At 66.7% G+C, this 13,861-nt stretch carries 14 protein-coding genes; 4 read left to right on the forward strand and 10 right to left on the reverse strand.

Annotation, left to right across the window (positions count from 1 at the left end; genetic code table 11):
* Positions 1 to 79 precede the first annotated feature (79 nt).
* The gene (locus LOC59_RS13575) at positions 80 to 634 is read left to right on the forward strand and encodes a GNAT family N-acetyltransferase (RefSeq protein ID WP_229972580.1); all 555 of its coding nucleotides are present in this window, start codon (positions 80 to 82) and stop codon (positions 632 to 634) included.
* On the opposite strand, the gene LOC59_RS13580 is transcribed toward LOC59_RS13575, so the two are convergent.
* Together LOC59_RS13580 and LOC59_RS13585 are read right to left on the reverse strand one after the other, a co-directional pair.
* Positions 631 to 1,452, reverse strand: coding sequence for a DUF1295 domain-containing protein (locus LOC59_RS13580; protein WP_229972582.1), 822 nt, complete (start codon positions 1,450 to 1,452; stop codon positions 631 to 633). The two genes, LOC59_RS13575 and LOC59_RS13580, sit on opposite strands and share 4 nt — an antisense overlap.
* Positions 1,453 to 1,517: 65 nt before the next feature.
* Positions 1,518 to 2,180: a GntR family transcriptional regulator gene (locus LOC59_RS13585; RefSeq protein WP_229972585.1), complete on the reverse strand. Its 663-nt coding sequence runs from the start codon at positions 2,178 to 2,180 to the stop codon at positions 1,518 to 1,520.
* A 70-nt stretch (positions 2,181 to 2,250) separates the two neighbouring features.
* On the opposite strand from LOC59_RS13585, the gene LOC59_RS13590 reads away from it, so the two are divergent.
* Positions 2,251 to 3,135, forward strand: coding sequence for a DUF1932 domain-containing protein (locus tag LOC59_RS13590; protein ID WP_227916029.1), 885 nt, complete (start codon positions 2,251 to 2,253; stop codon positions 3,133 to 3,135).
* Positions 3,125 to 4,099 (forward strand): DUF6282 family protein, encoded by a 975-nt coding sequence (locus LOC59_RS13595; RefSeq protein WP_227896062.1) that lies wholly within the window; start codon positions 3,125 to 3,127, stop codon positions 4,097 to 4,099. The genes LOC59_RS13590 and LOC59_RS13595 overlap by 11 nt, the downstream gene beginning before the upstream one ends.
* Here LOC59_RS13595 and LOC59_RS13600 read toward each other — a convergent pair.
* Positions 4,080 to 4,550: a nucleoside deaminase gene (locus LOC59_RS13600; protein ID WP_227896063.1), complete on the reverse strand. Its 471-nt coding sequence runs from the start codon at positions 4,548 to 4,550 to the stop codon at positions 4,080 to 4,082. The genes LOC59_RS13595 and LOC59_RS13600 overlap by 20 nt on opposite strands.
* A gap of 171 nt (positions 4,551 to 4,721) precedes the next feature.
* Here LOC59_RS13600 and LOC59_RS13605 point away from each other — a divergent pair, with 171 nt between their 5' ends.
* Positions 4,722 to 5,561, forward strand: a complete 840-nt coding sequence (locus LOC59_RS13605; RefSeq protein ID WP_227896064.1) for an SMP-30/gluconolactonase/LRE family protein — start codon at positions 4,722 to 4,724, stop codon at positions 5,559 to 5,561.
* A 5-nt stretch (positions 5,562 to 5,566) separates the two neighbouring features.
* Here LOC59_RS13605 and LOC59_RS13610 read toward each other — a convergent pair whose 3' ends face one another.
* From LOC59_RS13610 to LOC59_RS13640, 7 genes are all read right to left on the reverse strand, one after another.
* The gene (locus LOC59_RS13610) at positions 5,567 to 6,814 is read right to left on the reverse strand and encodes an MFS transporter (RefSeq protein ID WP_227916027.1); all 1,248 of its coding nucleotides are present in this window, start codon (positions 6,812 to 6,814) and stop codon (positions 5,567 to 5,569) included.
* Between the two features lie 151 nt (positions 6,815 to 6,965).
* Positions 6,966 to 8,684: a CocE/NonD family hydrolase gene (locus LOC59_RS13615; protein ID WP_229972588.1), complete on the reverse strand. Its 1,719-nt coding sequence runs from the start codon at positions 8,682 to 8,684 to the stop codon at positions 6,966 to 6,968.
* A gap of 16 nt (positions 8,685 to 8,700) precedes the next feature.
* Positions 8,701 to 9,633, reverse strand: coding sequence for an MBL fold metallo-hydrolase (locus LOC59_RS13620; protein WP_229972590.1), 933 nt, complete (start codon positions 9,631 to 9,633; stop codon positions 8,701 to 8,703).
* A complete protein-coding gene (locus LOC59_RS13625; RefSeq protein WP_229972591.1) occupies positions 9,630 to 10,562 on the reverse strand; it encodes an alpha/beta hydrolase in 933 nt (310 codons plus the stop codon). Before LOC59_RS13625 ends, LOC59_RS13620 begins: the two co-directional genes overlap by 4 nt.
* Before the next feature lie 13 nt (positions 10,563 to 10,575).
* On the reverse strand, positions 10,576 to 11,697 hold the full coding sequence (locus LOC59_RS13630) for an FAD-dependent oxidoreductase (RefSeq protein ID WP_227896082.1): 1,122 nt from the start codon (positions 11,695 to 11,697) through the stop codon (positions 10,576 to 10,578).
* Between the two features lie 57 nt (positions 11,698 to 11,754).
* On the reverse strand, positions 11,755 to 12,687 hold the full coding sequence (locus tag LOC59_RS13635) for a phosphotriesterase (protein WP_229972599.1): 933 nt from the start codon (positions 12,685 to 12,687) through the stop codon (positions 11,755 to 11,757).
* Positions 12,688 to 12,752: 65 nt separating this feature from the next.
* Complete coding sequence (locus LOC59_RS13640) at positions 12,753 to 13,751, reverse strand: phosphotriesterase (protein ID WP_229972601.1); 999 nt, start codon at positions 13,749 to 13,751, stop codon at positions 12,753 to 12,755.
* Positions 13,752 to 13,861 lie beyond the last annotated feature (110 nt).

The following is a 13,861-nucleotide window of genomic DNA, read 5'->3' on the forward strand; positions in this document are numbered from 1 at the left end:
CACAGCGGAAACACGCAGGAAACCGGCGCTTCGTAGATTGAGGTGAACCAGTCCGGCAGCCTCGCCCCAGGAGGAACATGTGCAGTTCCCGCTAACCCCGAGCCTGAGCATCCGAGAGGTGCCGTGGTCCAACCCGGTGGGCGCCGACCTGCGGCGGGCGCAGCAGGCTGAGCTGGATGCCCGGTTCGGCGGGATCGACCATGATCCCGCTCCCCCGACGGAGGCGGATACGGCGGTCTTCGTGATTGCCTACGAGCGCAGCTCCGGCCAGCCGCTGGGCTGCGGCGGGCTGCGGCGGCTCGACGAGTCCACCGCCGAGGTCAAGCGAATCTATGTCCTGCCCTACGCCCGGGGCTCCGGGGTCGCGACGACGGTGCTGTCCGCACTGGAATTCCGTGCCCGTGCAGCGGGCTACGGGGTCATCACCGCGGAGGCCGGATCAGCCCAGTCGGACGGCCGGAAGTTCTACGAACATGCCGGTTACATGGTGGTTCCGAATTTCGGTCTGTACACCGGCCTTCCGCATTCCACCTGTTATGCCAAGGTGATTGAGCCCGGGCTGCGGTCGACGGCTCTGAGCACCTCTTTCCCGGGGGCCGGGAAGTCCCGGCGGATTTCTCCGGATGCGTTCTAGCCGGCCTCGAGCGGGCGGGCGTGCCCGCACGGCGGCAGGGGAACAATCGGGGACGTCCGCTGCTGGTACTGCGCGTACGCAGGGTAGCGGCCCCTCGAAATGCTCTCGGTAAAGACAGTGGACCCGGCAAAGAGCAGCGTGAGCAGCAGCGGGCCGGTAATCGTGGCGTGCAGCCAGGTTCCGGAAGCCGCAATCGCGAAACCGTAGAACAGCCACCACTGGGCCTGTTCGAAGAAGAAATTGGGATGCCTGGAATAGTGGAAGAGGCCGGTCTGCACGAAACCTGTTTCCGGCTTTCTTCCGGCGGCCTTCTCCGCTTTCTTCCACTGCTGGAAGTTCCACTGCTGCCGGTCTGCCGTCGTCTCGCCCGCCAGGGCAGCGAGAAAGAGGGCAGCCAGGATCCAGTCCCAGGGACCAAGCGGACGCGGGTTCTCGTACGCTGTCAGCGCCGGCAGCGTCATCAGCCAGATGATGAGGTTCTGGTAGAGGCTGATGAAGCCCAGGTTGAACAGCTGGAACTGCCAGGGACGCATACGACGGCGGAGGATACCCCAGCGGTAGTCTTCCCCGCCCGGCGCGTACCCGCCCTTGCGCGCGAAATTGAAGGTCAGCCTGGCGCCCCACAGGCTAACCAGCACGGCCATCAGCACCAGCCGCGCATCCCAGCCGGACGCCGCGGCGAAGACCCACACGTAGGCCACGGGCGTCAGCGACCAGATGCGGTCGGTCCAGGAGTATTCGCGGGTGATCAGCGATAGCACCCAGGTGGCCAGGGCGGTTGCGGCAAAGGTCCAGAGACAGACACGAACCGGGTCCATCCTTGGAGAATACGGCGGTACCGGCGCCGGCGGCAGGCTTTGCCGGCCTTCCGCCGTTGCGGGCGCTACATCCGTGCGGAGTCGTCAGAGCCTTTGATGGCCCGGGCGACGCTGGCCAGGTGGGCTGCCATCGCTTCCTCCGCCCTCCGGCGGTTCCGGGAGCAAATGGCATCGACGACGGCGAGGTGTTCGGGGAGCGAGACGGCCGGGCGGCCGGGCTGCATGGCCAGCCGGAACTGGTACCGCACACTCTGTCCGCGCAGCCGCTCGATTGTGGCCGCGGCGGTGCGCTGGCCGCTGATGTCGATGATCCTCTGGTGCAGTTCCTGGTTGGCCTTCGAGTAGCTGAGCAGGTCCCCGGCAGCCACGGATTCTTCCATCCGCCGTGCGAGGCCGCGAAGCTCGGAGATGCCCTCCTCGGTAATCCTCTCGGCGGCTTTGCCCGCGCACAGGGCTTCGACGGCGGAGCGCACTTCGACGATCTCGATGGCCTCTTCTTTGGAGACAGCCCGGACGCGTGCTCCGCGGTTCTGGATCCGTTCCACCAGTCCTTCGACCGTCAGCTCGGCCAGCGCCGAGCGCACCGTGGACCGGCTGGCGTTGTAGTCGCCGCAGAGGTCGGCCTCCACGAGGCGCTGGTTGGGTGCGAGCTCACCGGCGCGGATAGCCGAGCGGATCGCGGCAACCACCGCTCCGATGTCCGTGGATACCGCAGAAGTACGAGCCATCACTCTCCAGGTTTCACAACTATCTTGTTGACAAAAAGGTAGCATCTGCAGGAAACGGTGGCCCTGCCGGGTGCGCGGGTCGTTGCACTTGGCCGGAATCCGGTGGAGTATTCGGGAACACTCTGAACCTTTTGAAGGACCATCAATGACAACGGCTACTGTTCTGGGTCTCGGCGAAGCCGGGCGGATCTACGCGGCTGGTCTCGCCGCGGCGGGGTTCCGGGTGTTGGCCTACGATCCCTATACCGACGCACGGGCGGAAGGCATAGACCAGCGCAGCACCCTGCACGAAGCCCTTGCGGGGTCCGATGTCGTAATCAGCCTGGTGGGTGCCGCGGCCGCCGAAGCCGTAGCCGCCGACGCACTGGAGCTTGCACCGCCGTCGGCCGTGTATGCGGACTTCAACACGGCCTCTCCGCTCGCCAAGAAGGCCATGGCTGCAGCCGCGCAGGTGCTCGGCATCCGGTTCGCGGACGTCGCGGTGCTGGCACCCGTTCCCCGCAGCGGGATCCACACTCCCCTGCTGGCCAGCGGAGACGGTGCGGAAGCCGCCGTCGAGCTCTTTTCCCGCCGTGGTGTCCCCATCGAGCCGATCGGAGCCGAGGCCGGCGACGCCGCTGCCCGGAAACTGGTTCGCAGTATCTTTATGAAGGGGCTGGCTGCCCTGGTGATCGAGACCGCGCAGGTAGGGGACATCGCCGGCGTCGGGGACTGGATCCGCAAACAGATGGCAGCCGAATTGGGGCCCGACGGCGATGCGATGCTGGAGCGGCTGTTTTCCGGTACGGCTGCCCATGCCCCGCGGCGCAGGCACGAGGTGCAGGACGCGCTGGACTACGCGCGGGAGGTGGGCGCCAGGTCTTCGATGACCGAGGGGACCCTGGACTGGCTGGCCTGGATCGAAGCGAACGGGCTTCCGGTTGGCGGACAGGAAGGAACGAACGATGCGCCGTGAGCTTACTGAACCGTCGGCCCGCGCCCGGGAGCTGGTGAAGGGCGGATACGACGTCCACGTCCACATTGCCCCGGACGTGATGGAGCGGAGGATTGATGATGTGGATCTCGCCGTGAGGTTCCGCGACCTCGGGATGGCCGGCTTTGTCCTGAAGTCCCACTACGTGCCGACGGCGGAGCGGGCGGCAGTGGTCCGCAAGGTGAGCCCGGATGTCGACGTGCTGGGCGCCATCACCCTCAACGCCTCGGTGGGCGGGATGAATCCCATAGCCGTGGAAGTGGCAGCGCGGAGCGGAGCGCAGTTTGTCTGGCTGCCCACCGTGGACAGTTCCAACCAGCGCAGCTGCCTGGCCGAGGAGCCCGACGGCGCAACCCCGCCCATGTGGGCGCAGCTCCAGGAGGACCTGCGGAACGCCGGCATGGCGGCTGACGCGGTGGAGCCGCTGGCCGAAGACGGGTCCCTGCGGACCGAAACGCTGCAGGTGCTGGACCTGATCGCCAAGCATGACCTCACCCTGGCCACGGGGCACCTGCATGCGGCTGAGTCGGCGGCGGTCGTTCCCGCTGCCCTTGAGCGCGGGGTACGGCGCATCGTCATCACCCACCCGGAATTCACGTCCCAGCGCATGGCCCTGGACCGGCAGGTCGAGCTGGCGGCCCAGGGTGCACTGCTGGAGCGCTGCCTGACCACTCCCCTCACCGGCAAGGTCGACTGGGACCTGTGGTTCTCCAATATCCGCTCCGCCGGACCGGAGCACTCCGTGATCAGCAGCGACCTGGGCCAGCCGTTCAATCCTCCGGTAGAGGACGGCCTGGCGATCGCCGCGGACCTGCTGCTGCGGGAGGGGTTTACCGATGAGGAGGTGAGGATTATGACCGTGCACAACAGCCGGTGGCTGGCCGGAGCCGATCCGCTCCCCGGCGCGCCCGCCCGGAAGGACCCGGCTAGTAGTCGATCCGGCTGACCGCAGCGTTCCACGCTTCGAAGGGCGCGGTGCGGGTGTCTCCGGAAACCTGGACCACCGGCATGGAGCGCTCCTCGAGCGGAGTGTCGAAGTACTCGTAGAAGACTGCGTCATCGAAGCCGGCGCGCGCGGCGTCGTGCCGGTCCGCGGCGAAAACGACGCGGCCGATCCTGGCCCACAGGGCGGACGCGAGGCACATGGGGCACGGCTCGCAGCTGGTGTAGAGCACGGCCCCGCTCAGGTCGAACGTCTCCAGCGCAGCGCAGGCGTTGCGGATCGCCGTGACTTCGGCGTGGGCGGTGGGGTCGTTGCTGGAGGTTACGCGGTTCACGCCGTCGAAGGTCTGTCCGTCCGCCGTGAGGATAACGGCCCCGAACGGTCCGCCGCTGTCGGCGACGTTTGCGGTGGCCAGGTCGATGGCCCGGGCCAGGTAATCGGCATCAGTTCTCATGGGTACTGCCCCCTGCGATCAAAGCCCCGGCGGTCTTTCCGCACGGGAAAATGCCAGGTTGTTAGCACCTGTTCGTGCCCGCCTTCGCAGTGATCAGACTAACATCCCGGCGTGTGCCGGCTTCAGTTGGCGTGTTAGTTTGTCGCTGGTTCGACCATCGGAAGGAACAGCATGGCCCACGAAGCATGGACGCCTGTCAGCACGCACGCCCTGGCACTGGGCGAAGGACTGCGCCCAGCGCCGGGCGGGGTCCGCTGGGTGGACCTGATGGCCGGAGAGCTCTATGCCTGGACGCCGGGAAGCAACGGCGGGCCGGTGCTCACCCACAAGCTGGACCGGCCCCTCGGCGTCGCTGAACTGGACCGTGCGGGCCGGCTCATCGCCGCCGCCGGCACCGGCATCACCGAGCTTCTCGACGGCGGCGGGGAACGTGTCCTGGCCGATACCGGACTGGATCCTGCCCGCTACCGCGTGAACGACGGCGCTTTCGCCCCGGACGGTTCCTTCTGGTTCGGCACGATGGTGCACGACGGGTCGGAGCCCGCCGGCGCCGTCTGGCGCTGGGACCCGGCGAGCAACGACGTCGTGAAACTTCTTGAGGGCATCAGCACACCCAACGGCCCGGCGTTCCTTCCCCAGGGTGCCGGCGTGCTGGTGGCGGACTCGGACGCGGGCCGCATCCTGCACACCACGGTGGCCGATCCGGCGGCGGTCACGCCGTTTGCGGATGTAGCCGGCGGGTCTCCGGACGGCATGCACATCGACGCCCGCGGGCGGATCTGGAATGCGGTGTGGGGAGCAGCCCGCCTCGACGTGTACGCCGAAGATACCCAGTTGCTGGGCTCTGTCCCGCTGCCGGTGAGCCAGCCAACCAGCGTGCTCGTCACTACGGGCCCGGATCCCCTGCTGCTGGTCACCAGCGCGCTGACGGGACTGAAGGAACCGGCCGCGCTGGACGGCTTTACGCTCGGAGCGCCGCTGTCCCGGGTACTGCCGGGCTTCGTGGCGTAAGCCGGCTACCTGCCGACGAACCGGCTGCGTCCGGCGAGGAAACCCATCCCCGCCGCGGCAGCACCGATGCCCAGGAACATCAGCGCAGCGGGCGTAAAGGATCCCGTGGCCGTGTAGAGGACCCCGACCAGGAGCGTGCCGGAGGACCCGATTCCGTAACCGAGGCACTGCATCATTCCCGACACCCGGGCGGCGGTGGGAGCATCGCGGGTCCGCAGCACAATCATGGTCAGGGCCAGTGCGGTCAGGCTGCCCTGCCCCACGCCCAGCATCACTGCCCACACCCAAATCAGGTCCAGCGGTCCGAGGATCGTGAGCGCGAACCCTGCTCCGGTGAGCAGGGCGATGCCGGCATTCAACCAGCCCTGGCTGCGGAGCCGGGCGGCCAGCGGCGGGGCGAGGAAGGAGCCCAGCACCTGGACCACGATCGAGCCCGCCACCACGTAGCCGGCCGCGGCGCCGTCGATCCCCCGTTCCCGCAGGATCGGCGCCAGCCAGGCGAAGACGCTGAAGGACATCATGGCCTGCAGGGCCATAAAACCGGTGATCTGCCAGGCCAGCGGCGAGCGCCAGACGGAAGGGCCGGCGTCGTCCTGTTTGCGGTCCGGCGCGGGACGGCGCCGCAGCGCCAGCGGCGCGAACAGCAGCACGACCACGACGGCAGGCAGCGCCCAGAAGCCCAGCGCTGCCTGCCACGATCCGGAGGCTCCAAGCAGCGGCTGGGTGAATCCGGCCCCCAGCGCGGCGGCAGCGCAGATGGATCCTGTGTACAGGCCGCTCATGAGGCCCAGGCGGTGCTGGAAGTCGCGCTTCACCAGGGTTGGGAGCAGGACGTTCACGATGCCGATGCCCGCACCGGCGGCGACGGTTCCGGCGGCCATCGCGGCGAAATCGCCGGTACCGCGGACTGCCAGCCCGGCGGCCAGGACGATCATGGCGATGAGGATGGTCCGTTCAATGCCCAGTCTCCGGGCCAGCGCGGGTGCTGCGGGGGCCACCATTCCGAGCAGCAGGACCGGCCCGGTGGTCAGGGCAGTCACCAGGACGGCAGGCATTCCCGAAGCGGCAGTGATCTCCGGAAGGATCGCGGAGAAGCTGGAAAAGACGGTGCGGAGGTTCAAGCCAATGAGCACTATGCAGACGGCCAGCAGAACGGATGCGGTCCGCCGGGTTGGTGCCTGCGAGGGCGCCGTGCGCTCCGGTGCCTGCATCAGGGTGTTGTCCATGTCTTCGGTGTCCTCTCTCGAGGACAAGCCCCGTACGTTCGCAGGACAACGGTACGAGCAACCTTGTGGCCTGACCAAAACGCCCCCTCCCGCCGAGAGGACAGTTACGGCTGGTTTGAGCGCTCAAACCGGCCGTAACTGGCCTCTCGGTGGAAGGGAGGCTCGGCGAAGAAGCCGGCTAGGACACCGTGAAGGGCAGCACCAGCCGGGACGGATGCTCGGCGTCGCGGTAGACCTTGTGCGTCACCGGGCGGCCCACCGGCAGGTGGAAGGCATCCGGCGGCAGCAGTGCGTTGTGCTCGTCGGCCAGCGGCTCGTTGTTGGAGAGTTCCGCGACCAGCTTGTGGCCGGGCAGGAACGTGTTCGCGAACGGGTAGAGCCGCACCACGTACTCTTCGACCTTCCCCGGTTCCACTGGCACTGAACGGGTGTGCGGGTGGTACGGGTTGCCCTCGGTGGTGCGCTCTTCGTCCAGCTCCCGGTGCGAGGCCTTTAGGTACCCCGTAGTGATGAGCTGGCGCTTGCCGTTCGGCGCCGCATCCCAGAGCCGCAGGATGAAGTTGGTATCCGGCTGGTCAATTTCCACGAACAGGTGCGCGGCTCCGGTGCCGATCATTTCGACCCGCTCCTCAAACACGTCGGTGCTCCAGGACAGGATTTCCACCTTGTCCGTCACGGTCAGCGGGGCCTGGTAGAAGCCGTCCGGTGCCGCGTATTCCGTGCCCATCAGCTCGGGTTCGACGCCGAGCTTGCGGCGGGTGCGCAGGTACAGCGGCTTGTACTCCACTTCCTTGGGCGGCCAGGCATCAGCAGTGACAACCTCGCGGGAGCCTTCCACGAACACGCTGACCGCGGGCTCGTCCATGACACCGTTGTCGATGCCCTTGATCCAGTAGTCGTACCAGCGGAACATCTTGTCGTGCTCTTCGATGAAGGGCCGGGACTGCATGGGCGGGTAGGGCCCAATGTCCAGCTTCTTCGGACCCTTCAGGGCGTCGAAGAGCTCGATTGTGCCGTCCAGCGTCCAGCCGCGGCCCTGGTCCAGCTGCAGCCAGACCGGGATGTCGATGTTCGGTGCCAGGGTGATCGGATTGCGCTCTTCGTACCACTCGCCGTCGACGTCGTTCATCACAATGTCGAACCAGGCTTCGTGGTTCACGGGGTAGTTCAGCACATGGACCAGGTTCGGCCAGGCCGCAATATCGGGATCGGCCAGGCGCTTGGCGACCAGCTTCTTCAGCTCTTCCGGGGAGTACTTTTCCACCATCCGGGACTTCACCCGGTCGGTGAACGCCCAGCCGGAGTCACCGCCGCGGCCTTCCCGGGCGGCCCGCGGCATAAACCACATCACGCCGCCGTGGTAGGTGGTTTCGTAGAAGTCGTAGTGCCCGCCGGAGACGAAAATCGCCTTCAGGTGCGGGGGCCGTTCGGCGGCGGCAAGGACCTGCATGGAGCCGAAGTAAGAGATGCCGACCATGCCCACGTTGCCGTCGCACCAGGGCTGCGCGGCCACCCACTCGATGAAGTCATAAGCGTCCTGGCCCAGGGACACCCCGCCGGCGTTGTAGTTGCCGATGTGCTCGCCGCCGGAGTCGCCGGAACCGCGCAGGTCGCCGATGACGTGGACGTAGTCTTCCTTCACGATCCTGGCTATGTCCCCGGCCTCGATGCAGCCGTCCCACATAGGGCTGGGCCGGCGCTGCGGCGGCATGGTCAGCGCCATGGCCTGCAGTTCCTTGCCGTACGGGCTCAGCGCAACCAGCGCGGGGCGCGGTTTGTCCCCGGCACCCTGGTACGCGTCGGCAGCGAGTTCGACGCCGTCGCGCATCGGAACGCGTAGGTCCTTCTGGACCGTGATGGGCATTCCGCCGGCATTAATCGTCTGGAAAGTGGCCATGAGTGGTGCGGCTCCTCTAGGAAATCTGCTGGGTGTACCGGCTGCGGTAGCCGTCGAGGGTAGTGAAGAAGGGCGAGGGCTCAAGCGTGGGGTCGGCGGTGTAGCCGAGCTCCGCGGCGACCTTTTCGAAGGGCGAGTAAACCGAACCGGTTTCTTCCAGCCCGGCGTCGAGCGCCCCGGTGACGCTGGCCCGGATCCGTGCTTCCAGCGCCAGGGACTCGTCCAGTGCGCGCCGGGCCTGCGCTGCATCAAGTTCGACGCCGTAGGGCTCACCGTCCGCCCCGCGGTACGGGTGGCCCAGGTACAGGCGTTCCGGCCGGACCTCATCCCGGAGGTACACGAGGCTGGAACGGTACGCGGCCGGATCCGTGTAACCGGGGAACCGGTTGGCGGCACCGTGAATCTGCACGGCGTCGCCCACGAAGACGGCACCGTCCAGCTGGTACGCCACGGACCCCGCCGTGTGGCCCGGAACGGAATGCACCTGTACTCGCACGTCTCCGCCGAGGGACAGGGTTTCCCCGCCGCGCAGCAGCACAGCCGGTTCCATCTCGCCGGAAATCACGGCCTGGGCGGACCTGGCCTGCTGCTCCACGCCGTCGGGCGCGTTCAGGTACCGGTGACGGCCGTGGACGTACTCCTCCACGTGCGCCCGGCGCGAGCGCAGCAGCGGCGCGTCCGCCTCGTGGATGACGACTTTCGCCTTGCCCCCGGTGAGGTCGTAGAGTGCCTGTGCTCCCCCCAGGTGGTCGATGTGCCCGTGCGTGAGCAGGATCCAGCGGACCTCCTCGATGCTTCGTCCCAGCGCTTCCAGGGCAGGGAGCAGTCCTTCCGCCGGGGAAGAAGCGATGCCGGTGTCCACAATGGCCGGCTCCGGTGCGTCGATGAAGTAGCTGTACAGCCCGAACCGGCCCCAGGGCGAGACCAGCGGATGGACTGCGGCACTCACTGTGAGGCTCCCCCGCGGAGGAACTTTCCGGCTTCCGCCAGGGCACCGTAGAACTCCGGAATCCAGGAGAAGTTGGCGACGAACCCGTGGTTCGCGCCGTCGTACCGGCTCAGCACGGTCTCGCCGCCGGCGCTGCGCAGGCGCTGGGCGTAGAGCTCACCTTCATCGCGCAGCGGATCAAACTCCGCGGTAATGACCAGCGCCTTGGGCAGGCCGCTGAGGTCCTCGCGCTTGATCGGTGAGACCAGCGGGTCGGAGGGGTCGGCCCCGCTGTCCAGGTAGAACGCGTTGAAGGGTTTCAGCCCTGCGGTTTCAAGCCCGTAGCCCACGGCGTTTTCCCGCATCGAGGCATAGCGGTCGGCGTCGAAGTCCAGGTCCAGCGACGGGTAGAAGAGGATCTGGTGCGAAATCGCGCCAAGTCCTCGATCCTTGGCCATGGCGGTAACGGCGGCGGCGAAGGTGCCGCCGGAGCTGTCGCCCGCGACCGCGAGGTCCTTGCCGTTCCAGTCCAGTTCCCCGGCCTGCTCCGTGACCCATTCCACGACGCCGTAGCAGTCTTCGAGCCCGGCCGGAAAAGCGGCTTCCGGTGCCAGCCGGTAACCGACCGAGATGACCTTGTAGCCGCTCTCATTTGCCAGCGCACGGGCCACGTGGTCGTGGGTGTCCAGGCTGCCGAGGAAGAACGCGCCGCCGTGGAAGTAGACAAGCACACCGTAGGAATCGGCATCCTCCGGGGTGTAGATCCGCACCGGCACGTCACCGGCCGCAGTTGCTGCCACGGTGTCCTGGACACGGTGCACCGGAGTACGGTCTGCCAGGGGCGGAACCTGCGCCTCCTCGCCGGCACGCATGGCTGCAGGATTCAGCGGTCCCTCCGGGGGCGCCGGAATAGTGGCAAGGATCTTGGCAATTTCGGGATGAATAGGCATATCTGATTTTCGCTTACTTGGCCGCAGCCTGCTCGGGGAAGGCGTTCTCAACGGCGTTGGCGTTCCAGCCCATCCGGGAAAGACGCTGCAGCTCGTCGGTGGCCGGCTTGCGGGTGGCCTGGTAGAGGGCCAGTGCTTCCTTTACGGATCCCGCTTCGAGGAAGGCATCGGCAAGGCCGCCGGCATCCTGGATCGCAGAGTTTGCGCCCTGGCCCTGGTGGTGCAGCATGGCGTGCGCGGCGTCGCCGAGCAGGGCCACACTGTCCGTGTGCCAGTTTGCTACCGGATCGATGTCGAAAACGGAACGGCTGGTGACCTGGCTGAGGTCCAGGTTCCGGGCAATCTTCACGATCCGCTCGTCAAAGCCTTCGAGCAGGGACACCAGGTAATCGTTGGTGATCTCCGGTGCCCAGGAGCCGTCCTCGGACGGGGCGGTGATGTCGTAGGAGAGCTGGCCGCGGTGCGGCAGCGGGAGGTTGTAGGCAATGGTGCCGTTCTGGCCCATGTAGAAGCGCGGGTTGTTGTCCTCGGTTCCCAGGCCGAAGGCATCGTCCAGGGAAATGACGGCACGGTAGGCATGCTCTCCGGCGAAGACCGGCTCCTGGTCGGAAAACAGCTGCTTGCGGACCAGGGACCGGATGCCGTCGGCGCCGATGACTACATCCGCGGTAACCGTGTTGCCGTTTTCGAAGGTCAGCTTGGCCTGCCCGCCCAGGTCCTCGATGGAGGTGAGCTTGTGGTCCAGGTGGACCACCTCAGCCGGGAGCACGCCGAGCAGGGCTTCAATGAAGTCCCCGCGGTGGATGATGCGGGTGTGGTTGGGCTGTTCGAAGTCGTTTAGCTGCGGCCAGACTTCCTGGGCCAGGACCTGCCCGCCGTCCGCGCTCAGGATTTCCAGGTAGTCGCTGGGCGAGCTGACTGCAGCGATCTCCTCGAAGATGCCCCACTGCCGGAACAGCTCCACTGTGATGGGCCGCAGGCCAATACCGGCGCCAACCTGGCCCAGCGCGGGTGCCTGCTCGTAGACATGTACGTTCTGGGCACCGATGTTCCGCAGTGCGATCGCGGCGGCAGCGCCGCCGTAGCCGCCGCCTACGACGGCGATGGACAGGTTCTGGATTTCTGAAGTCTTCATGGCTGGATCACTTTCTGACAGGACGGCGCGTCGCTGCGCCGAGGAAGGGATGCTGGATCAGGCGTGGATGGAGAGGAAATCGGCGGGATTGTCGATAAAGAGAGCCTTGATGGACGCTTCGTCCAGGCCCGCCCGGCGCAGGTCCGGGATCAGGTCCTCGAAGATGTAGTTCACGGTGTGGCCCTTGACGCCGGGCCAGCCCAGCGGGCTGCAGTTGGCGTCGGCGGAGGCCAGCAGCTGGTTCAGGTGGCCTTTTTCCACCAGGTCCATAAAGTGGTCCAGGCGCTCCTTGCGCGGCCGCGCCCAGAAGGGCGGATCCGGGAGTTCGGTCTCATACCCGAAGGTGTCGAAGCCGATGCGCCCGCCCTGGCTCATGATCCATTCGCTGGGGGTGTTCGGGGCGTTCAGTCCATCGTCGGCGTGGCCGAAGAGCACGCGGTCCAGCGGCAGCCCTTCCTGGTTGAAGATCTCGATTGCCGGCTGCGGGTCGATCGCCAGGTGGGTAAGGATCGGAACGCCGGTGGCCGCTGCCGCCCGCGCTGCAGCACGGTAGATGCGCTTGTCGAGTTCGGTCATGCGGCCGCCGCGGCTGACGCCGACCTTGATCACACCGGCCTTGGCGCCGGTGTCCCCGATCCCAACGGTGATCTCATGGACGAAGACCTTCGCCAGGTACTCCACGGAAGCGCGTGCGAAGTGCGGCAGGGCGGTGTCGCCGCCCACGAATCCGGTGCAGGCAACAATGTGCACGCCGGTCCTCTTTGACAGGGACTTGTAGTAGTCCACGTCGCGGCCGTTGCAGATGCCCGTGGCGTCAACGAAGGTGCCGCCGCCGTATTCGTGGAACTGCCGCAGCTTCGGCACGGTCTCCGCGTACCGTTCTTCCGGCGTCTTCCACCATTTTGAGTCCAGCTCGCTGCCCGGCATGCCGTAGCCAATGTGCTCGTGGACCGCCACGATTCCCAGCTCTTCGGCCGGGATCGTGCCCAATACTGTGTTTACCTTCGACAAACCAACACCTCGAAAAATTAGTTGAAACCTGTGGGAGGCCCGCTCTAGCGGACGGAAAGAAGCCGCTGGGGATTCTCGGCGGTGATGAGCCGGGCATCCGCCTCGGAGAGACCCTGCTTCTGGAGGAACGGCAGGAAGCTGGTCAGCACGTGGCCGTAGGGAAGGTCATAGTCCGGCTGCCCAAAGGCGGCGCCAATAGCGTTGGAAGAGAGCAGAATCCGGTCTGTGCAGCCGGCATCCACGAGCTCCAGGACTAAGGCTGCGCGCTCGGAATCGTTCAGGTAGCTGGCGTCGTCGTTCAGGCCCACATGGTCGATCCCCACGTAGGCTCCCAGGCGGGCAATTTTGACGGCGGTGCCTGCCGCGTCTTTGCGGTCCAGCCCGCCGACCACCACGCGGTCCGCCGGCAGCCCTTCGTCCAGCACCAGTTCGAGTTCGCGTACGGGCTCGGTGCCGAACCGCAGGGAAACGGGAACACCGGTAGCCAAGGCCGTGCGGGCCGCACCCCGGAAAAGGCTCTCCTCGGTGGGCGTGATTCCGGAGCGGTCCGCTGCCGTGGCAACCAGCCCGGCAGCTGCCCGGCGTTCCAGGCGCGGAATCACCATGCCCTCACTCACTTCCCTGGAGAACAGATCCGCAAACTTCTCTGCCGGCCACGGCGTGGGAGGGTTGGTCTGCGGGGTGAGGAAGTACCCGCCCAGCATCTCCTCGGGGCCCATGCCGGTGGAAGCGACAATGTGGACGCCGGTGGCCCGGGACAGCGCCTCGTAGAGCGGCAGGTCCCGTCCGTGGAACATGCCGGTGCTATCCACTACGGTGCCGCCGCCGGCACTGCGGAAGTCTTTCAGCTTTCCGGCCAGCACCTCGAAGATCGCCGCGCGGTCCAAAGTGATGTCCGGGGCATATTCGGCTCCGGGAATGACCGAAAGCAACGCTTCATGGATAGCTGTGACTCCCAGCTCGGATGCGGGGACCGGACCCAGGACAGTGTTTACCCGAGGGCCGGAAGGGGTGCTGGCGTCGTCGCCGGCGAAGTCGCTCACGTGGCGTCTCCTTGGAAGATCGGGGCGGAGGCGGGATGTGACCTGGGCCATGCCCCGCTGCTGTGTGGCTATCCTCACAGTTTTCTTTACACGATGTCAAGCAAAACCTT

The organism is Arthrobacter sp. zg-Y916, from assembly GCF_020907385.1.
GTDB classification, from domain to species: Bacteria; Actinomycetota; Actinomycetes; order Actinomycetales; family Micrococcaceae; genus Arthrobacter_B; species Arthrobacter_B caoxuetaonis.

Excerpts from the sequence above, each read along its gene's own strand:
- LOC59_RS13580 (WP_229972582.1), bottom strand. The coding sequence starts at position 1,452 with ATGGACCCGGTTCGTGTCTGTCTCTGGACCTTTGCCGCAACCGCCCTG.
- LOC59_RS13585 (WP_229972585.1), bottom strand. The coding sequence starts at position 2,180 with ATGGCTCGTACTTCTGCGGTATCCACGGACATCGGAGCGGTGGTTGCC.
- LOC59_RS13595 (WP_227896062.1), top strand. The coding sequence starts at position 3,125 with ATGCGCCGTGAGCTTACTGAACCGTCGGCCCGCGCCCGGGAGCTGGTG.
- LOC59_RS13600 (WP_227896063.1), bottom strand. The coding sequence starts at position 4,550 with ATGAGAACTGATGCCGATTACCTGGCCCGGGCCATCGACCTGGCCACC.
- LOC59_RS13605 (WP_227896064.1), top strand. The coding sequence starts at position 4,722 with ATGGCCCACGAAGCATGGACGCCTGTCAGCACGCACGCCCTGGCACTG.
- LOC59_RS13615 (WP_229972588.1), bottom strand. The coding sequence starts at position 8,684 with ATGGCCACTTTCCAGACGATTAATGCCGGCGGAATGCCCATCACGGTC.
- LOC59_RS13625 (WP_229972591.1), bottom strand. The coding sequence starts at position 10,562 with ATGCCTATTCATCCCGAAATTGCCAAGATCCTTGCCACTATTCCGGCG.
- LOC59_RS13630 (WP_227896082.1), bottom strand. The coding sequence starts at position 11,697 with ATGAAGACTTCAGAAATCCAGAACCTGTCCATCGCCGTCGTAGGCGGC.